We start from the raw sequence: 19,721 nt of genomic DNA, 5'->3' as shown, positions 1-19,721 counted from the left end.
CTTCGTCACCCTGCCGTCCCCTGTTCGGCCAGGGCCCGCGCCAGGTCTTCGCGCGCCCCCAGCCGGGTGAAGTCCTCCACCGCCCGCCGCAGCAGCTCCGCGCGCTCCGGGTCCTCCGGGGGCAGGTGCCGCGCCCACTCCAGCCGCGCGCGCGCCGCCTCGTAGGGCATGCCCCGCGCGGCGGACGCCTCGATGCAGCGCTTCCACGCGCGGAAGGCCTGGCTGTGCTTCCCCGCGAGCCACGCCTCGCAGCCGCGCCACAGCCACGCGGCCGGCTCGCCGAAGGGGAACACCCGCGCGAAGTCCTCGACCGACCGGAGCGCGGCCCGCGCGCTGTGCGTGAGCGCCTGCAGGCCCGGCCCCGGCGTCTCGCGCGCCAGCAGCGTGAGCAGCACCTCCGCCACCGTCGTCGCGCCGAAGTAGACGAAGTGCGCCACCGGCTTGCCCGCGGACAGCCGCACCAGCGCCTTCTCCGCCGCGGCGCGCGCGCCCGCCGTGTCGCCCTCGCGCAGGCACAGGAGCGCCAGCGTGCCGTCCACGATGATGCGGTCGGTGGCGCCGCCGTGCGCCTCCGTCCACGCGAGCGCCGGCTCCAGCGCCACGCGGGCCCGCGCATGCTCCCCCAGCCGCAGGAGGATGTACGCGCGGTAGTGCATGGCCCAGTGCTGCGTCTGCACCGCGCCCCGGCGCACCGCGGACGCCTCCAGCCAGTCCATCAGCGGCAGGCCCCGCGCGAACTGCCCCCGGTAGAGCGCGGACACGGTGAGCAGCGCGCGGCACTCCTCCGCCAGCCGCAGATCCCCCACCGAGTCCACGATGGCCGTCGCCCGCGCGAGCCACGCCTCCACGTCGTGCCAGCGCGCCTGGTACACCGCGCACACCGCGTTGCGGTTGAGCACGTAGGCCAGGTCCGCCGGGCGGCCCACGCGCTCCGCCACCTCCTGCGCCCGCTTCACCCACGCGTCCGCCACGCGGTGCACCGGCACCGTGCCCGCCACCACCGCCATCACCGTGTAGCCGCGCGCCAGCTCCGGCGTGGGCCCCGCGGGCTCGCACAGGTTGAGCATGCGCAGGCCGCTCCAGAGCACCGGCAGCGCTTCCTGCGCGTAGATGAACGCGTCCGTCAGCCGCATGAGCAGCCGGCCCGCCACCCGCCGCGCCTCGCGCCGCCGCCGGGAGTCATCCACGTACGCGTCCGGCCGGGCGCTCTGCGCCAGCCGCGACAGCACCTGCCCCAGCGTGCCCAGCACCCACGCCACGCGCGACGTGGGCACGCGCCAGCCGAAGTGCGCGAGCGCGGCCTCCGCGTGCACCCGGAAGGCCTCCAGGTCGCCCAGCTGGAAGCGGGCCTCCGCCAGCAGCGCCTCCACGCGGCCCCGCTCCAACGGCGTGGCCTTCGGCACGACCGCCAGCGCCCGCGTGAGCAGCGGCAGCGCCTCACGGCACGCGCCCACCGCCAGCGCCTCCTCCCCCGCGAGCCGCGCGTAGTGCGCCTCGCGGGCCGGGTCCCGCGCCTGTCCCCAGTGGTACGACAGCGCCGACGCGTGGCCCGTGGGGTGCGCCGCCTCCAGCGCCTCCGCCACGCGCTGGTGGAGCGCGGGCCGGGCCGCCGGGGACAGGTCCTCCAGCAGGCGCTCCCGCAGCTTGTCGTGCGCGAAGCGCCAGCGGTCGTCGCCCACGTCCAGCACCGCCGCCGCCGCGCAGTCGGTGAGCCACGCCTCCACGTCCACGCCGGGCGCGGCCCGCGCCAGCACCGCCAGGTCCAGCTCCCGGCCGAGCAGCGCCGCCAGCTCCAGCAGCCCCCGCGCCTCCCGGGGCACCTTCTCCAGCCGGCGCTGCACCAGCGCGCGCATGCCGCCCGCCCACACGCGCTGGGGCAGCGCGACGGCGCCCAGCCGGTCCAGGCCGCCCGCGTCCTCCGCCAGCGCGCGCACCACCTCCACCAGCAGGAAGGGGTTGCCCTCCGACTCGCGGCGCAGCAGGTCCACCACGTCGGGCCGGCGGCCGACGGCGCCCAGCATGGACTCGCCCAGCTGGGCGATCTCCTCCGCGTTCAGCCGGTGCAGCTTCAGCATGCGGGTGCCGGACAGGCGCTCCGGCAGCTGCGGGGACTCGTCGTCGCGGAAGCTGGCGAGCAGCAGCAGCGGCAGCCCCGGCGCCCTCGCCGCCAGCTGCGCGAGGAGCTGGAGGGATTCGGCGTGCGCCTGGTGCAGGTCCTCCAGGATGACCACCGTGGGCTGCGGCAGGCGGGCGAAGAGGTCCTCCACCGTCTGGTGCAGGCGCAGCTGCGCCATGTCCGCGTCCAGCTGAGGGGCGGCCGGCACCTCGCGGCCCAGCAGCGCCTCCAGGTCCGGCACCAGCGACCGGAGCACGCGCGCCTCGCGGTCGGAGAGCTCCGTGAGCATGGGCAGCCAGCGCAGCACCGCGCGCCACTCCTGGTACGGCACGCCGCCGGTGTCCACCGCCTGGCCGCGCAGCACCACCGCGCCGCGCACCAGCGCCAGCGAGCGCACCTCCTCCAGCAGGCGCGACTTGCCCACGCCGCTCTCCCCGCCGATGAGCCACGCGCCGCCCTGCCCCGCGAGCGCCGCGTCGAGCACGTCCGTCAGGTGCTCGCGCTCCGCCGCGCGGCCCACGAAGCGCGCGGACTGGAGGAAGCTCTCGCGCGTGGCGGCGGACTCGGAGGGCCGGGGCTGGTCCACGGCGGCGCACAGCGCGGTGATGACGGCCTCCGCGTCGCGCGGCCGGCGGTGGGCCTCCGGCGCCACCAGCTGCTCCAGCACGGCCTTGAGCGCGGGCGGGAAGCCCGGCGTCGCGAACACCTGCCCCGCGTGCGGCAACCGGCCGAAGAACATCTGGCACGCCATGGCGCCGAAGCCGAAGAGGTCCGTCAGCTCCGAAGGGGGCTGGTCCTCGAAGAGCTCCGGGGCCAGGTAGCCCGGCGTGCCCGCGGGCTGCGCGCGGCGGGCCTGCTGGTCGCGGCCCACGGCCAGGCCGAAGTCCAGCACCTTCACCTGCCCCCGCACCACCAGCACGTTCCCGGGCTTCAGGTCGCGGTGGATGATGCCGCGCCGGTGCAGGTACGCGAGCGCCTGGAGCGTCTGGATGAGCAGCCCCACCTGCGTCATCAGGGGCGCGTCCGTGCCGGCCTCCACCAGCGTGCGCGCGTCCTCCAGCAGGTCCATGGCCAGGTAGGGCCGGCCCTCCGCGTCGAACCCGTAGTCGAGCACGCGGATGACGTTCGGGTGGCGCAGCGACACCAGCGTCTGGAACTCGTGGGCCAGCGACAGCGCCATGCCCTGCGTGGCGAAGGCGGAAGGGGTGCCCCGGCCCGGGCGCCGCGCCAGGTCCGCCACCGTCTTGTGCAGCCGCTTGAGGGCCACGGGGCCGGAAAGGCCGTCCTGTGCGCGCCACACGGTGCCCGCGCCCCCGCGTCCCAGCAGGTCGAGGATGCGGTAGCGGCGCCCCACGACCTCCGGATCCATGCCCGGAGACGTATCAGCGTCCGGAGCATCCGTCCGGGGGGAGGTCTGGCAGGAAGGAGGGTGAGACATGAGGGGGAGCCGCCCTGCGCGTGAGGATATCCCCCCTTCTCGTGCGGGAGGGGATTGAATGCGACGGGGGGCAGGCGAAGCGGGAGGCGCTTCGGACCCTGGGGAGCAGCCCGGCGGGCAGGGCCCGGCAGGGTTCCTTCCCTCTGGGTCGGTGACACACCATTTCTGATGACAGGAGGACACCGATGGCTGGCTACGACTTCGATTTGTTCACGTTGGGCGCGGGGTCGGGCGGGGTGGCGGCCAGCCGGCGCGCGGGGTCCTCCGGGGCGAAGGTGGCCATCTGCGAGGAGGGGCGCGTGGGCGGCACGTGCGTGCTGCGCGGGTGCGTGCCCAAGAAGCTGCTCGTGTACGCGGCGCACTACCGCTACGACATGGAGGACGCGGCGGGCTACGGCTGGACGGTGAATGGCCCCGCGCTGGACTGGAAGAAGCTCCAGGCGATGAAGGCGAAGGAGCTGGACCGGCTGACGGGCATCTACGGGCGGCTGTTGCGCGACGCGGGCGTGACGCTGGTGGAGGGCCGGGGCCGGGTGGTGGACGCGCACACGGTGGAGGTCGCGGGCAAGCGCTACACGGCGGAGCGCATCCTGGTGGCCACGGGCGGCCGGCCCTACCTGCCGGAGGTGCCGGGCATCGAGCACGTGCTCACGTCGGACCAGGCGCTGGAGCTGCCCTCGCTGCCGCGCCGGGTGGCGGTGGTGGGGGGCGGCTACATCGGCGTGGAGTTCGCGGGCATCTTCACGGCGCTGGGCGTGAAGGTGACGATGCTGATTCGCGGCGACACGGTGCTGCGCGGCTTCGACAACGACATCCGCGCGGCGCTGACGCAGGAGATGCGCAAGAAGGGCGTGGACATCCGCCCGGAGACGTTCGTCCAGGACATCGAGAAGCGCGGCGATGGCACGCTCAGCCTGATGACACGCACGGGGGACACGCTGGAGGTGGACGCGGTGCTGTACTCCACCGGCCGCGTGCCCAACACGCAGGGGCTGGGGCTGGAGGAGGCCGGCGTGAAGCTGGACGCGCGAGGGGCGGTGGTGGTGGACGCGCAGTCGCGCTCGTCAGTGGAGAGCATCTACGCGGTGGGCGACGTGACGGACCGGCTCAACCTCACGCCGGTGGCCATCGCGGAAGGAAGGGCGATGGTGGAGACGCTCTACCGGAACAACCCGGTGACGATGGACCACGAGAACGTCCCGTCCGCGGTGTTCAGCCAGCCGCCGGTGGGCACGGTGGGGCTCACGGAGCGCGAGGCCATGGAGCGGCACGGCAAGGTGGACGTCTACGTCTCCAGCTTCCGGCCCATGAAGCACACGCTGACGGGGCGGGATGAGCGTTCGATGATGAAGGTGGTGGTGGAGCGGGGCACGGAGCGCGTGCTGGGCTTCCACATGGTGGGCGCGGACGCGCCGGAGATCATCCAGGGGCTCGCGGTGGCGCTGAAGTGCGGCGTGACGAAGAAGCAGCTCGACGCCACGGTGGGCATCCACCCCACGGCCGCGGAGGAGTTCGTCACCCTGCGCGACAAGCGCCCCGACCCGTCCGAAAGCGCCACGATGCTGGAGCTGGGGCGCGAGGTGGTGGCCACGCCTCCGGGGGATCAGCGCAAGTAGTCAGGCCTCCTCGTCGGGCAGGATCGTGCGGAGCAGTTCGTCGTCAGGCCCGAGAGGACGCCAGCCGGGGGGGGGCGGACTCGCGCGAAGTGCCGCCCTGGCCTGCCTGACCCGCTCCTTATGAGTATCAGGGGTGTAGGCAGACCACGACCCGAGCGCCATGGCGACTTCGCCACGAATTGCGTCGTCCAACATGGCCGGCCAGCCCTTCGGGAAACGCTCGGACAGTTCGCGCACGAGCACGTCGCGAACAAAGCGTGTGACCTGCTTGCGTTGCTCCGCCTCGTACAGCAAGGCGCTCAACACCTGCACCGCGGCAACGTCATCTCCGCCAAGCTCGTCGGCCAGCGCGTACAGCGGGACAGCGGGGCGCGCATCGGCGAAGGCAGTGAGCGAGTCGTGGCCCCGCGCGCGGACTCGTTCGTACAGGCGTGCCCTGATGTTGCCCCGCCAGGCCTCTCCGCCGCTCATCGTCCTCTCCCAGGAGTGAAGCTCATCGGGATTCTATAGTCCCGCATACGCTTCGCGGCTTCCTTCAAGATCTCATTCCGCGTCAACATGCGCCCAGCTTCAACCTCCGCCTCGCGCAGGACCTCCATGATCATCCGGTTCCACTCACCGGGCCATGTGCGACCCAGCTTCCAGTTTCCCCCACCGTGAATCGCCTCGTGGTGGGACTGCTCCAACCGGACGCAGAACTGGTCGATGTCCATGGCGCCCTTGAATCCGCGCAGCTCGAACCACTCACGATGCTCTTGCGGCAGGACGTGGTGCTTGGGTGCGTCGGGCATGCCCGCCCCCGCTCTTCCAGTTTCATGCATGCCGCGAACCTCGGGGCCGTCCCCCAGCGCGTCGCGTACGCCCCTGGGCAGGTCCTGAGGCGCTTGCGCCATCATGACCTGCCCGCCATGGATGAGGACGGCCGCGCTGACGGCAGGAACGGAGATGACACCCGCATGCACGAGCCTGCGCATCATCTCCACCCACTCGGCGGAGACCACCATGCGCGAGCCCACCATGACTCCACCCGAACTCATCACGAGGCCGACGCCAAGCGTCGCGGGAGCAGAAGGAGGCACCCGTGGCAGCGACATCTTCAGCGTGGAAATCAGGGTGACCATCTCCATCGCCTGCATCGCCGCGATGACCTGCCCGCCGAGCTTCATCGTCGAGCGTGTCTCCTGATGGAGCGTGTTGAATTCATGGGTCAGCTTTCCCATCAACTCGGGCATCGCGGTCGCCGCCGCCTCCACCCGCTCGGGGTCGTGTGAGGCGAGGTCCATCAGCGTGGGCTCCATCATTCCCTGCACGCGATGAAGGTCGACGAAGAGCTTTTCGACGCTGCACATCGGACAGTGGCGCAGCACGGCGTCCGCGAGGTGGAGGAAGTCCACCCAGGTGGCCAGCAGGAGCGTCCCGAAGAGGGCCGCCTGGAGCTTCGGCCCCGCCATGCGCAGAAGGCCCAGCTCCATGTCCGTGTCGCCAATCTCCGAAGCCGCATCCGTCAGGGTGGTGGCACTCCCGAGTTCGCCATGGAGAAGCGTCAATTGCTTGGAGCCCTGGTCGAGATAGCGCGTGAAGACGCCGTTGAGGCCCCAGCCCCCAAGGGCCGGAGGGCGGGCCGCCAACTTGGAGAACGCGGTTTCAACACGGCCCAAGGAGCCCTTCACCTCCCCCATGGCATCGAGAACGGCTTGACGCGTCGGCGCGGCGCTCCGCGCTTCACCCCCAACAGCTCCCTCCAAGCTGCCGGGCCCCGCCGCCGTCGCATCGTTACGTGGCCCCTGACGACGCAACAGCCGGTGGGGCCCCGACAGGGCGGGCGAAGCGCGCGGCTGTCCATCTCTCGAAGCCTCTCCCCATGCGGACGCGTGAATCTCTCGCGGCGCATAGCCGAAGCTCCGATGCGGCGCGGAGGCGCACCCCACGGCCAGCAACACCCTGGCCAACAGCAGGGCGTCAGCGCGCATTGTCCACCCCCAGGCCCACCGAGGCGAAGGCTCCCGGCCGCAGCGCCCCTTCCATCGTGGGGAACAGCAGCGTGCCGCCTGTCCCCAACGCGTAGAGCTTTCCGTCCAGGAATCGCCAGCGGACCTCGGCGGCCCCCAGGTAGCGCGCACCGGGTTGTCCCATGCCCGCGCCCAGCCCCTTCACCGCCACTTCCAGGCTGCGCGCGAAGAACTGTGCGGCCACGCGCCCATCCACGTCGAAGCGGCCCCATGAGAAGGCTTCCACGCCCAGCGACAGCTTCAGGTGCTTGTAGAGGCCGCCGTAGCTGACGGCGTCCCAGCCCACCTCCGCCTCGCTGAAGGCGGAGTACCCGTCCGGGAAGGATGCCTCCGCCACGGGCACGTCGTCCGCGCCCGCCGCCCGGAAGCGCGCCAGCTCGTAGTCCGGGCCGAAGAAGCCCTGCCGGAAGCCACCGTGCTGCCTGCGCACCTCCAATCGCAGTCGCAGGTCCAGCGTGGGCGTCAACGCATCCGCGCCCAGGCCCACCACCGCGCCCCAGGCGCCTCCAACTCCCGGCCGTCCTCCCCAGCCGGCAAGCAGGTGCGCCTCGAAGCCAGGCGACACCTTCACCACGGCAGTGCCGTCCAGGTGCGCCAGCATCACCGAAGGAGCCCGGCCCCCGGCCCTGCCCCAGTCATGCACCGCCGACAGCGCCAGCGTGTAGCGGCCCGGATCGGGGGGCTGGCCGAAGAGGCCGTGCTGCACGTCCAGCACGACTTCCGCCCCCATGAGGCGCGCGCCCAGCACGTCGGAAGCGAAGGCCTGAGTGTAGAGAGGACCCAGCGTGCCGGTGAGGAAGCCGCCCACCGGGTGGTAGTCAGGGTTGAGGCGATTGGAGTAGCGCCGCACGAGGTGCGCGGACAAGAGGCTGTAGGACTCCAGCGCGCCGAACCAGACGCCCACGGGCGCGTTGTCCGAGCCCAGCTTGAAGGCGCGCACCACCTGCCCGAAGTCCGAGAGGCTGTCCCAGTCCTCGCGCCGGATGAGGCCTGTTCCCCCGCTTCCGCCCCACAGCCGCAACCGCAGCGGAGCGCCCAGGCTGACGCCGAACTCCGCGCCTCCGTCGAGGATGAACGTCGGCTCCACCTGCACGAAGCCTTCGTCCGTGCCCACCCCCGCGCTCGGCTGGAACGCCAGCGTCGTCGCCTCCAGACGCGCCAGGGAGTGCCACGCACGAACCGGCGCACGCTCCAGAACGTCATCCGCCCATGCGACGACCGGAAACACCAGACATAACAAGACAGCCCCACTTCGAGTCATTCGCATCCGCGTCTCCCAGGAACGCCCCAGCGAGGGCAGCAAAGGACACGCGTCTGACGTTCAGCCTGGTCTTAGCCAGCCGCGCGTCGCTGCTTGGAGGTGATGGGGATCGGGTGCCAGCCGTATCGGGCCAGTGACATCCATCCCACGGCCGCGGAGGAGTTCGTCACCCTGCGCGACAAGCGCCCCGACCCGTCGGAGAGCGCCACGATGCTGGAGCTGGGGCGCGAGGTGGTGGCCACGCCTCCGGGGGATCAGCGCAAGTAGCGCGGGCGCGTCAGTCCGTCTCTCCCAGCTCGAAGGCCGACGTGCCGGTGTGGTGCTTGCGCTTCGTGAGCTGGTGCTCGTCACGAAGCTGGTTCTCGTAGAAGGGCAGGTGCGCGTCCGTGCGCTGCTTGCGCAGCGCGCGGATGGTCTCGTGCTCCGTGGTGTTGCTGTAGCCGTGCTTCGTGTGCTCGCGCGCGTAGGCCTGGGGCTCCAGCACCATCCGCGTCGGGTAGCGGTTCTGCAGGACGTGGATGAGCTCGTGCCCGTACACGATGAACGCCGGCGCGGGGATGGGGTGCTGCTCGCGGGAGTAGTTGCGCTGCGTGCTGTCGCGCAGCCCGGAGCGCAGGCTGAGCCGGGAGCCTCGGCCGGACCCCTTGCCCGCGAGCCCCGGCGCCGGTTCGCTCAACAGGTAGTCCTCGCCGTGGCCGTCCTCGTCGTACCAGCTGAGCTCCACCTCCAGCGTCCCGATGCGCTTGCCCACGGCGTCGCGCCGCGTGCTCAGCTCCGCATAGGGCTTCGACGACGCCTCCAGGCGCTTGCGCAGCTCGCCCCAACTCTCGCTGCCCTGCCGCGCGGACTCCTCCAGGCGGGTCAGCTCCTCGCTCATCCCTTCGTATTCATCCTTCAGGCGCTGAAACTCCTCGGACGTCGCCGTCAGGCGCTGCTTGTTGACCACCACCTTCTGCCGGAAGTTGGCGGACGGGGTGAAGGCCTGGGTCAGCACCAGCGTTACCGGCCACTGAGGATCCTCCCGCGTCTCCCGGAGGATCCACCGCAGCAGTTCGCGGCCATGCTGACGCGACAGCAGCCGGGCGTGGATGGCGCGCACCTCGCGAAGGCCGCGCGCGTACTGCGCGCCGGTGGGCAGCTTCACCGCGCCCGTGCCGTTGCGCAGCGCGTTCCAGTCCGCGTCCAGCTGCTGGCGGGCCGAGGTCCCCAGCGTCGCGCGGTCCGGGGTGTAGAGCAGGAGGTTCTTCGTGTGGACGTAGTCCACCAGCTCGATGTGCTTCTCCTGGATCTCCACGGCCAGCCGCATCAACAGCAGGCGCGAGGCCTTGGAGCTCGCAAGGCGCTCGCGCTCCAGGTCGAACAGCCGGTACAGCAGGTGCTCCGCCGTATCGAGCGCCTTCAGGCGCGCGTCCACCCACGCCTGCCTGCCGGTGAAGTAGTACGTGGCCTTGCCGCCCCACCCGCTCCAGTCCGCATGGAACGCATCGAGCGCGGCGCAGAACGGCCGGACGAACTCCTCCAGCCGCGACACGATGGGCAGCAACCCCCGGGGCTCCAGGCCCAGGTCCGTCTTGAAGTCCGCCGACGTGCTCAACGCCATGTCCGCTCCCGGTGTCTCGACGGGGTGTGACGGTAGCACGCACCTTTCACCCACCTCGCCGCCCTGTGCGCACACCCACTCCGTGCGGACAGCGAACACTCGTGTTGGACCCACGGGTGACACCCCTTCCGGGGGTGCCTACCCCTGAAGGTCAGGAGGCGCGGGCAACGGACGTGGGCAAGGGCGGACGATGGTGGGGGGGAATCATGGGGGCGTTGCTGCTCGCGGGATGTCCGTCCGCGTGCAGCACGAAGGAGTCGTCTCGCCCATTCCAGCTCACGGGGCAGGTGGGTTCGCGTGGGGCGGGCTTCGCGGCGGCGCTGTACCAGACGACGGGCGTGCGGATGGAACCGCGCAACCGCATCCGGTGGGCGAACAACGGCGCTGTCTTCGACGTGATGGTGGAAGAAATCGGCCGGGCCCGCGCCTCCATCAACATCGTGATGTTCATCTGGAGGCCGGGCCGGGCCTCCGACCGGATGATTGAAGCGCTGGCCGAGCGGACCCGCGCGGGCGTGCACTGCCGCGTGCTGGTGGATCCGCTGGGCAGCGGCCCCTTCGAGAAGGAGGTGAAGCCCCGGCTGGAGGCGATTGGCTGCGAAGCGCACCTGTTCCGCCCGCTGCCCGCGGACGAGAACCTGGCGCGCAACCACCGGAAGATCGTCGTGATGGACGGCCGCGTGGGCATCACCGGCGGGCTCGCCATCCAGGACGAGTGGCTGGGCGACGCGCGCAACGAGAAGGAGTGGCGCGACACCAACGTGCGCGTCCAGGGCCCGGTGGTGGCGCAGCTCCAGCAGGCCTTCGCGGAGAACTGGCAGGAGGCGACGGGCCAGCTGCTGCCCATGACGGACTTCCCCACGCTGGCCGCGGAGCAGCCCGGCCTGGACGCCGCGGGTGAAGGCTGGGCGGCCTTCGTCAGCAGCACGGCGAACCCGGAGGTGACGCGCGCGGAGCGGCTGACGCAGCTGATGGTGAAGGCGGCGAAGAAGCGGCTGTGGATTTCGCAGGCGTACTTCACGCCCAACGACGCGCTGACCGCGCTCCTGGTGGAGAAGGCGCGCGCGGGCGTGGACGTGCGGGTGCTGGCGCCGGGGGACAAGAACGACCAGCGGGCCATCACGGTGCTCCAGCGGCAGACGTACGACACGCTGCGGGCGGCGGGCGTGCGGCTCTGGGAGTACCAGCCGTCGATGATGCACGCGAAGACGATGCTGGTGGATGACCGGCTCGTGCTGGTGGGGTCCATCAACTACGACGCGCTGTCGTTCAACCTGCTGGAGGAGGGCTCCCTGGTGCTGGAGGACGTGGAGGCGGCACGTCAGCTGGAGGCCATCTTCCTGGAGGACCTGACGCACGCGCACGAGGTCCAGGCCGAGCACGCGCGGCGCTGAGCATCCGCTGTCCGGTTTCACGCGCGGCCCCGGGAAACACTGGGCAAGCGGTGGGGCCGTGTGCTCAAGAAGCGCTCCAGGGGCCGTGCGGGTCGCGGTCCGGGAGGCATCGCCATGAGCAGCGCAGCTCCTCGTCATCTCTTCGTCGCGGGCGCCACGGGCGCGACGGGCCGCACGCTGATGCGGCAGGCCCTGGCGAAGGGCATCGCCGTGACGCCGCACGTGCGGCCCAGGAGCGCGAACACGGAGCCCGCGAACACCTGGCCGAAGAAGGCGGTGCTGGAGCTGGCGGACGGGCCCGCGCTGGTGGAGGCGATGAAGGGCAGCACGACGGTGCTCCAGCTCATCGGCACGATGCGCAAGCGCTTCGCGGCCGGGGACACCTACGAGACGAGCGACATCGGCACCACGCGGCAGCTGGTGGACGCGGCGAAGGCGGCGGGCGTGGACCACTTCGTGCTGCTCACGGCGGTGGGAGCGGGGAGCCCGGTGGGCGCGTACCTCAAGGCCAAGGCGGAAGCGGAGCGCATCGTCCGCGAGAGCGGCATCCCCTACACGATGGTGCGCCCGCCCGCGCTGGAGGGCGAATACCACGCCCCGCCCGGCATCCTGCACGCCCTGGGCAAGCTGCCGATGCTGAGCAACCTGAAGCCCATGCACCTGGATCAACTGGCCGCGGTGCTGCTGCGCATCGCTGAACGCCGCGCGCCGTTGGACACGGCGCTCGAAGGCAAGCGCCTCTGGGCGGAGGTGGATGCGGTAGGCCGGTAGCCCTCGCCTACTCCTTCACCGCGCCAGCTGTAAGCCCGGACACGATGCGCCGCTGGAACAGCACCGTGAGCACCACCAGTGGCAGCGTCGCCACCACCGACGCGGCGGCGATCTCTCCCCACGGTTCCTTGTACTCGCTGGCGAAGAGGCTGATGGCCACCGGCACCGTGCGCTTCTCCGGCGTGGACAGGAACGTCAGCGCGTAGAGGAACTCGTTCCACGCGAAGATGAAGACCAGGATGGCCGTCGTCGCCAGCCCCGGCGCCGCCAGGGGCAACAGCACCCTCCGGAACGCGCCCACCGGCGTGCACCCGTCCACCCGTGCCGCTCGATACAACTCATCCGGCAGCTGGCGGAAGAACGACGTCAGCACCCACAACGTCAGGGGCAGCGCGAACGTCGTGTACGGCAGCGCCAGCCCCACCAGACTGTCCCGGAGCCCCACCGCGTTGAGGATGAGGTACAGCGGGCTCACCGTCGCGATGGGCGGGAACATCGACACGCCCAGCGCCGCGGACAGCAGCAGCCCCCTCCCCCGGAACTCCAGCTTCGCCAACGCGAACGCCGCGGACGCGCCCACCGTGAGACAGAACACCGTCGTCAGCGTCGCCACCACCAGCGAGTTCAACACCGCCCACAGGAACGGCCGCCCGAACAACACGCTCTCGTAGTTCGCCCCTGTCAGGTGCGAAGGCCACGGCCGGGTCAGCTCGCCGTCCGGCCACAGGCTCGTCAGCACCTGCCACAGGAACGGCCCCAGGAAGAACGTGAGGAACGCCACCACGGCCAGCGCCGTGCCCAGCCCCGGCCGCTTCATCGCCGCCCCTCCTCGCGCCCCAACCAGCGCAGCCACACCACCGCCAACAGCACCACGCACAGGAACGTCGCCACCGACAGCGCACTGCCGTACCCGAAGTCCCCGGAGCGCATCAGCGTCTTGTACGCGTAGATGCTCAGCGTCTCCGTCGTGTTCGCCGGCCCGCCCTCCGTCAGGACGTAGATGGCGTCGAACACGCGGAACGCATCCAGCGACCGGAACAGCACCGCCAGCAGCAGCGCGGGCTTCAGCAACGGCAGCGTGATGGACCGGAACTGCCGCCACCCCGACGCCCCGTCCACGCGCGCCGCCTTGTAGAGGTCCTCCGGAATGCCCTGCAGCCCCGCCAGCACCAGCAGCGCCACGAAGGGCGTCGTCTTCCACACGTCCACCAGGATGGCCGCGTGCAGCGCATACCCCGGCGCCCCCAGCCAGTTCACCTCCGCGCCCCCCAGCATCCGGTTGATGAGCCCGTAGTCCGGGTTGAACATCCACGCCCACAGCCGGGCGCTCACCACCGTGGGAATCGCCCAGGGCACCAGCACCGACGCGCGCAACAACCCGCGCCCCGGAAACGCGCGGTTGAGCAGCAGCGCCAGCGGCACGGCGAGCAACAGCTCCACCGTCACCGCCACCGCCGTGAAGTACGCCGTGTTTCCCAGCGCGGACCAGAAGCGCACGTCCCCCACCAGGTAGACGTAGTTCTCCACCCCCGTGAAGCGCCGCTCGCCGAACACCAGGATGAAGCGGTGCAGGCTCAGCCACACCGCCGCCAGCACCGGGTACAGCGCCACCACCGTCAGCACCAACACGGCCGGCGCCACCAGCAGGTACGCCTGCCGCCGCTCCCGCGCCTGAGAACCCGCGCCCCTCACTCCGCCTCCTCCTTCGGCTGCTCACCCGTCAGGTGATCCACCTGCTTCTGCGCGCGCGTGAGCGACTCCTCCGGAGTCCGCAGCCCCGCCACGGCGGCGGAGAACTCGCTCTGGAGCACGTCCGCGATGAGCAGGTAGTACGGCGTCACCGGCCGGGGCCGCGCGCGCACCAGCGCCTCCTTCAGGCTCGCGATGAAGGGCTCCTCGGCGCGCAGCTGCGGGTCGTCATACAGCGCGAGCCTCGGCGGGTTGCGCGCGTAGTGCAGCGCCAGCACGCGGTTCGCCTCCGGTGACGTCAGGTGCTCGATGAGCCGGGCCGCGGCCTTGCGCCGCGCGGGCGACACGTGCGCGTTCACCGCCAGCTGCCATCCGCCCAGCGTCCCCCACCCCGGCTGTCCATCCTTCGTCGGCAGCGGCGCGATGCCCACCTTGCCCCGGATGGGAGAGCCCTCCGCCTGCGCCTCGCTCCACGCATAGGGCCAGTTGCGCATGAACACCGCGCGCCCCTCCTGGAACACGCGCCGCGACTCCTCCTCGCCGAAGCCCGTGACCGTCGGAGGCGACAGTCCGTCCGCGATGAGCCCATGCAGGTACGCCAGCGCCTCGCGCGCGGCTTCCGTCTCCAGGAGCACGCGCCCGTCCGGCCCCAGCGACTGCCCACCGTGGCCCCAGATGGCCTCGTACACGTTGCAGGTCAGGCCTTCGTATTGCCGGCCCTGCCACACGTAGCCCTGGATGCCGGGCACCTTCGCCATCGCGTCGCGGGTGAAGCGCCGCAGCTCCTCGTAGGTGCGCGGCGCGCGAGGCACCAGGTCCGTGCGGTAGTAGAGGACGCCCACGTCCACGTACCAGGGCACCGCGTACGTGCGGCCGTTCATCACGACGGCGTCCACGGGCCCGGGCAGGAACTCCTCGCGCAGGCGCGCGGGAGGGAAGTCCTCGGACAGGTCCGCCACCCAGCCCGCGCGAGCGAACTCCGGCACCCAGACGACGTCCGCCACCAGCACGTCGAAGTCCGTGGCCCCGCCCTGCAACGACGTGAGGAAGAACTGGTGCGCCAGGTCCGACGAGTTGGGCAGCGCCTCCGTCACCAGCTCCACGTCCGGATTCGCGCGCTCGTATTGCGCCAGCAGCTCACGGAACGGCTTCGGGTCCCCCCACAGCGGCTGGAACTTGAAGACGATGCGCGTGCGGCCTCCGGTGCCCGCCTCCTCGGACGAGCGCCGGCACCCTCCCACAGCGAGGCCCAGCGCGACGAGGAGGACAAGGAGGCGGCCCATGCGCCCGGATGACTCCAGCGCGAAGGCCCACCGTCAACGACAAGCCCCGCGCCCGGTCATCCAGGTGACATGCCCGGCACCGGCACGGAGACCGGCCCCGGCGAGAACAGCCGCCGGGCCGTGGCCCCCACCGCGCGGCACGCGAGCGCATCCACCGCGCCGCCCACCAGCCCACCGGCCAGCGGCACCACCTTGGACAGGTTCACGACGCCCTTCTGCGACGCCTTGCTCACCAGCCGGAAGCCCACCGCGCGGTTGATGCCGCTGAGCGCATGCTTCGGCACGGCCTCCAGCGCGCGCATGCCCAGCTGCTGGCTGACTTCGATGCCGGCCTGCTTCACCACTTCCTTGCCAATGTCCCCCACGATGGCCAGCAACGTGAGGGTCCGCACGCGGTCCTCCTCCACGTCATGCCCATGGATGCGAGCGATGGCGCCCACCAGCCGCGCCTGCACCGCCCACGACACGCCCAGGCCCGCGGGCAGCGACACCGGCAGCGTGAGCAGGCCGCCCAGCCCGGACAGGAAGCCCGTGGTGAACAGCTTCCCCGTCTCCCAGTGGATGAGCGAATCGATGCGCGCCTCGTGGTTCGCGTAGCGCGCGTCCCGCAGGTACTCGTCCGCCAGCCCCGTCGCGCTGCACAGCGGCCCCAGGCCCTCGAAGCCCGCGTCCAGGACGGCGTTCACGACTTCCAGCGGCTTCGACATGCGTCCACCTTCCACTTGATGCCACGAAACAACTGCAACCCGGCAACAACAGTTACGGCATGTCCCGCACGGGAACGCGCGGCAGGCGCACGGTGAACACCGTGCCCTCCGCCGCGGACGACTGCGCGTCCACCGTCCCACCGTGCGCCAGCACCAGCTGCCGCACGATGTAGAGCCCCAGCCCGATGCTGCGCTCGGAGCGGCCCGCCGTCGTCCCGCGCTGGAGCGGCTCGAAGATGCGCGGCAGCATCTCCGGGGGAATGGGGTCGCCCCCGTTGCGCACGTGCACCACGATGGCGTCCGGCTCGCCCCGGCTCTCCACGCGCACCGGCGTGTCCTCCGGGCTGTACTTCAGCGCGTTGCCCAGGATGTTGGACAGCACCTGCGCCATCCGGTCGGAATCCCACGACCCCTGACCGTCCCCCACCTGCTCCATCTGGATGGTGCGCTCCGGGTGCGCCGTGCGCGCCTCCTCCACCACCTGCAACATGAGCGCGTGGAAGTCGCACGGCGCCGCGTGCACCGGGATGCCTCCGCCCATGCGCGCCTGCGTGAAGTCCAGCAGGTCGCGGATCATCCGCGTGGCCCGCTCCGACGCGGACAGGATGCGCGCCGCCGCCTTCGCGTGCCAGGGCTGGATGTCGTCGCGCCGCAGCATCAGCGACGCGCCGGTGAGGATGGCGCTCAGGGGGTTGCGCAGGTCGTGGCTCACGATGCCAATGAGCTGCTGCTCGAACTCCACGCGCGCCTGCGCCTCGTGCACCAGCTTCTGCCGCTCCTCCTCCGCCCGCCGCCGCTCCGTGATGTCGCGCATGGCACCCACGATGCGCCGCGCCTTCCCGTTCGCCCCGCGCAGGATGGAGCCCTGCGCCGCCACGTACGCGTACGCCCCGTCCTTGCGCAGCACGCGGTACTCGTCCTGCCACCGGTCCTCGTCCGAATCGAATGCCTGCTGCAGGCCCGCCAGCACCCGCTCCCGGTCCTCGCCGTGGATGTGCCGGCGCCACCACGCCGCCTCCGCGCCCACCTCTTCCAGGGGGAAGCCGAAGACCTCCTCCGTCGCGTCGCCAATCCAGTGCATCGCGTCCGTCTGGAGGTCCAGGTCCCAGATGGCGTCGAAGCTCGCGTGCGCCACCAGCTGGTAGCGCTCCTCGGACTGGCGCAGCGCCTCCTCCGTGCGCTTGCGCAGCCGCACCCCTTCCGCCTCGCGCAGCGCCCGCCGCACGCTGGGGCCCAGCCGCTCCAGCCGGTCCTTGAGCACGTAGTCCGTGGCGCCGCGCTTGAGCAGCTCGATGGCGCGGTCCTCGCCCAGCGCGCCGGACACGAAGAGGAACGGCGTGTCCGGACACACGGCCTGCGCCGCCTCCAGCGCGCTCATCCCGTCGAAGCCCGGCACGTTGTAGTCCGACAGGATGAGGTCGAACCGCCCCTTCTCCAGCGCCGCGACGAAGGCCGTCCGGCCCTGCACGCACTCCAGCGTCGAAGGCAGTCCGCCCTCCTCCAGCTGCGCGGCCACCAACTGCGCGTCCAGCGGGCTGTCCTCCAGCAGGAGGATGGACAGGGGCCGCTCCGTCGAAGGCAGGGGCGTCAGGTCCCGAGCGGCATTGCCGCGTGCGTTCATTTCGGGGCTCCGGTCGCGCCGGGCGAGCCCGGCGGCGGCTGGTTCACCACCGCCCAGAACAGCCCCAATTCGCGCAGCGCGGACACGAAGTCCGGGAAGGCCACGGGCTTCACCACGTAGGCGTTCACCCCCAGGCCGTAGCTGCGCGCCAGGTCCCGCTCCTCGCGCGACGAGGTGAGCATCACCACCGGCACCGCCTTCAGCTCCGGGGCGCCCTTCACCTTCTCCAGCACCTCCAGCCCGTCCACCTTCGGCAGCTTCAGGTCCAGCAGCACCACCGCCGGGTGGCCGTCCTGCCGGTTCGCGTACTCGCCCTTGCGGAAGAGGTAGTCCAGCGCCTGCTGCCCGTCGCGCACCACCACCACCTCGTTGGCCAGGTGCACCTCTTCCAGCGCGGCCAGCGTGAGCGCCACGTCGTTGGCGCTGTCTTCCACCAGGAGGATTCGCTTCAGCTCCATCACGCGTGCGTCTCGACTTTCTTCTCCGCCGGAGAAGCGCGGGGCAGGGTGAAGGTGAAGGTCGCGCCCTGCCCCACGGCGCCCTCCGCCCAGGTCCGTCCACCATGGCGCGACACGATGCGCCGCACGTTCGCGAGCCCGATGCCGGTGCCCTCGAACTCCTCGGCCGTGTGCAGGCGCTGGAAGACGCCGAACAGCTTTTCCACGTACTGCATCTCGAAGCCCACGCCGTTGTCGCGCACCCAGACGGTGACCTCACCGTCCGCCTCGCGCGCCCCCACCTCGATGAGGGCCTCCGGCTTTGGACGCGTATACTTCAACGCATTGGCCAGCAGGTTGTGGATGACCTGCCGCAGGAGCGCCGGGTCACCCTCCACCGTGGGCAGGCTTTCCACCCGCCACTCCACCTGCCGTCCGGTGGTCTCCGGCATCAGGTCGCGCCGGGCCTCCTCCACCAGCTGGCCCAGGTCCACCCGCGACTGGCGCAGCTCCGCCCGGCCCATGCGGGAGAACGCGAGCAGGTCGTCCACCAGCGTGCCGCCCTGCTTCGCCGCGCCCGCGATGGTGGTGAGGTAGCCGCGCGCCACGTCGTCCAGCTTCGCTCCGGCCCGCCGCTCCAGCAACTGCGCGAAGCCGGTGATGTGGCGCAGGGGCGCGCGCAGGTCGTGCGACACGGAGTAGCTGAAGGACTCCAGCTCCTTGTTCGCCTCCTGGAGCTGGGCGGTGCGCTCGCGCACGCGCTTCTCCAGGCCGGTGTTGAGGTGGCGGATCTCCTCCTCCGCCTGCTTGAGGCTCTCCAGCGTGCGGCGCTCGTCGTCGATGTCCGTGTTGGTGCCGAACCAGCGGGCGATCCGCCCCTCGCCGTCCCGCACGGGCATGGCGCGCGACAGGAACCAGCGGTAGCTGCCGTCCGCGCGGCGCAGCCGGAACTGGTCCTCCCACAGCGTCCCCTCGCGCAGGGACACGTTGAAGCGCGCCTGCACGCGCTCGGCGTCCTCCGGGTCGATGAGCGCGTTCCAGTCCTTCTCCGTCACCTGCGCCGCCGTCGTCCCGGTGTAGTCGTACCAGCGCTGGTTGAACCAGAAGAGGCGTCCGTCCGGCTCCGCCATCCACGCCAGCTGCGGGATGGAGTCCGCCAGCGTGCGGAACTGCTGCTCGCGCTCCTTCAGCTCCGCGGCCAGCGCCTCGATGCGCCGGCGCGCCAGCACCTGCTCCGTCACCTCCCAGGTGACGGACACGATGCCGTCCACCTTGCCCTCCGCGTTGAGCAGCGGCTGGAAGGTGAGGTTGAAGTAGCCCTCGGGCGCCTCCTGCCCCTGGTCCCGGCCCAGGCGCATGGGGATCTCGCGGCCCTGGTAGGTCTGTCCGGTGCGGTAGACCTCCTCCAGCTGGGCAATCTGCCCCTGGTCCCTCAGCTCCGGCAGGGCTTCGCGCACGGGCAGCCCCAGCAGGGGCCGGGAGCCGGTGAGCTTCAGGCGCAGGTCGTTGGCCATCTCGAAGACGAGCTCCGGCCCGCGCAGCACGGTGATGGCGGCCGGCAGCTGCTTGAGCACCGCGAACAGGTTGCGCCGCTCCGCCTGCGCCGTCTCGTAGAGGCGCGCGTTCTCCAGCGCCACGCTGGCCATCTGCGCCAGCTGCACGGCGACCGTCTCGTCCTCCGCGTCGAAGTCGCCCTCCACCTTGTCGGACACCTGCAGCAGGCCCAGGTTGCGGCCGTCGTGTCCCACCAGCGGCACCGCCAGGAAGCCCTTCAGGGGC

16 protein-coding genes are annotated in these 19,721 nt (G+C 71.4%); 4 read left to right on the top strand and 12 right to left on the bottom strand.

Features of this window, described 5'->3' with window-relative positions; genetic code table 11:
• Positions 1 to 5: 5 nt before the first annotated feature.
• Positions 6 to 3,485, bottom strand: a complete 3,480-nt coding sequence (locus D7W79_RS45670; protein WP_276375075.1) for a protein kinase domain-containing protein — start codon at positions 3,483 to 3,485, stop codon at positions 6 to 8.
• 254 nt (positions 3,486 to 3,739) lie between these two features.
• On the opposite strand from D7W79_RS45670, the gene gor reads away from it, so the two are divergent.
• On the top strand, positions 3,740 to 5,170 hold the full coding sequence (gor, locus tag D7W79_RS06885; protein ID WP_120524533.1) for a glutathione-disulfide reductase: 1,431 nt from the start codon (positions 3,740 to 3,742) through the stop codon (positions 5,168 to 5,170).
• Here the strand turns inward: gor and D7W79_RS06880 are convergent, their stop codons facing one another.
• The 3 genes from D7W79_RS06880 to D7W79_RS06870 form a co-directional block, all read right to left on the bottom strand.
• Entirely contained in the window at positions 5,171 to 5,641 is a 471-nt protein-coding gene (locus tag D7W79_RS06880) for an NUDIX hydrolase (RefSeq protein ID WP_120524532.1), read from the bottom strand.
• Positions 5,638 to 6,849, bottom strand: a complete 1,212-nt coding sequence (locus tag D7W79_RS06875) for a DUF2380 domain-containing protein (RefSeq protein ID WP_338078781.1) — start codon at positions 6,847 to 6,849, stop codon at positions 5,638 to 5,640. The genes D7W79_RS06880 and D7W79_RS06875 overlap by 4 nt, the downstream gene beginning before the upstream one ends.
• A gap of 280 nt (positions 6,850 to 7,129) precedes the next feature.
• Positions 7,130 to 8,446, bottom strand: coding sequence for a hypothetical protein (locus tag D7W79_RS06870; protein WP_120524530.1), 1,317 nt, complete (start codon positions 8,444 to 8,446; stop codon positions 7,130 to 7,132).
• Positions 8,447 to 8,542: 96 nt separating this feature from the next.
• Between D7W79_RS06870 and D7W79_RS43560 the strand changes: the two genes are divergently transcribed.
• Positions 8,543 to 8,707, top strand: coding sequence for a hypothetical protein (locus D7W79_RS43560; protein WP_158616902.1), 165 nt, complete (start codon positions 8,543 to 8,545; stop codon positions 8,705 to 8,707).
• A gap of 10 nt (positions 8,708 to 8,717) precedes the next feature.
• On the opposite strand, the gene D7W79_RS06865 is transcribed toward D7W79_RS43560, so the two are convergent.
• Positions 8,718 to 10,040 (bottom strand): hypothetical protein, encoded by a 1,323-nt coding sequence (locus tag D7W79_RS06865; protein WP_120524529.1) that lies wholly within the window; start codon positions 10,038 to 10,040, stop codon positions 8,718 to 8,720.
• 206 nt (positions 10,041 to 10,246) lie between these two features.
• On the opposite strand from D7W79_RS06865, the gene D7W79_RS06860 reads away from it, so the two are divergent.
• Entirely contained in the window at positions 10,247 to 11,434 is a 1,188-nt protein-coding gene (locus D7W79_RS06860) for a phospholipase D-like domain-containing protein (protein ID WP_120524528.1), read from the top strand.
• Positions 11,435 to 11,548: 114 nt separating this feature from the next.
• Positions 11,549 to 12,205: an SDR family oxidoreductase gene (locus D7W79_RS06855; RefSeq protein ID WP_120524527.1), complete on the top strand. Its 657-nt coding sequence runs from the start codon at positions 11,549 to 11,551 to the stop codon at positions 12,203 to 12,205.
• Between the two features lie 7 nt (positions 12,206 to 12,212).
• Here the strand turns inward: D7W79_RS06855 and D7W79_RS06850 are convergent, their stop codons facing one another.
• From D7W79_RS06850 to D7W79_RS44845, 7 genes are all read right to left on the bottom strand, one after another.
• Positions 12,213 to 13,022: a carbohydrate ABC transporter permease gene (locus D7W79_RS06850; protein WP_014392992.1), complete on the bottom strand. Its 810-nt coding sequence runs from the start codon at positions 13,020 to 13,022 to the stop codon at positions 12,213 to 12,215.
• Positions 13,019 to 13,897 carry a carbohydrate ABC transporter permease gene (locus D7W79_RS06845; RefSeq protein WP_120524526.1) on the bottom strand — a complete coding sequence of 293 codons (879 nt, stop codon included), beginning with the start codon at positions 13,895 to 13,897 and terminating at the stop codon, positions 13,019 to 13,021. The genes D7W79_RS06850 and D7W79_RS06845 overlap by 4 nt, the downstream gene beginning before the upstream one ends.
• Complete coding sequence (locus D7W79_RS06840) at positions 13,894 to 15,177, bottom strand: ABC transporter substrate-binding protein (RefSeq protein ID WP_120524525.1); 1,284 nt, start codon at positions 15,175 to 15,177, stop codon at positions 13,894 to 13,896. The genes D7W79_RS06845 and D7W79_RS06840 overlap by 4 nt, the downstream gene beginning before the upstream one ends.
• Positions 15,178 to 15,233: 56 nt before the next feature.
• Entirely contained in the window at positions 15,234 to 15,884 is a 651-nt protein-coding gene (locus D7W79_RS06835) for an EcsC family protein (protein WP_120524524.1), read from the bottom strand.
• Between the two features lie 52 nt (positions 15,885 to 15,936).
• Complete coding sequence (locus D7W79_RS06830; RefSeq protein WP_120524523.1) at positions 15,937 to 17,505, bottom strand: sensor histidine kinase; 1,569 nt, start codon at positions 17,503 to 17,505, stop codon at positions 15,937 to 15,939.
• Positions 17,502 to 17,963: a response regulator gene (locus tag D7W79_RS06825; protein WP_338078780.1), complete on the bottom strand. Its 462-nt coding sequence runs from the start codon at positions 17,961 to 17,963 to the stop codon at positions 17,502 to 17,504. The genes D7W79_RS06830 and D7W79_RS06825 overlap by 4 nt, the downstream gene beginning before the upstream one ends.
• A partial coding sequence (locus D7W79_RS44845) for an ATP-binding protein (protein ID WP_120524521.1) occupies positions 17,963 to 19,721 on the bottom strand: 1,759 nt, incomplete at its 5' end. The genes D7W79_RS06825 and D7W79_RS44845, both read right to left, overlap by 1 nt.

The sequence above is a fragment of the Corallococcus exercitus genome (assembly GCF_003611585.1).
Taxonomy (GTDB): Bacteria; Myxococcota; Myxococcia; order Myxococcales; family Myxococcaceae; genus Corallococcus; species Corallococcus exercitus.
The sequence above is the reverse complement of the archived record's forward strand: the minus strand, read 5'-3'. Positions and strand labels throughout refer to the sequence as shown.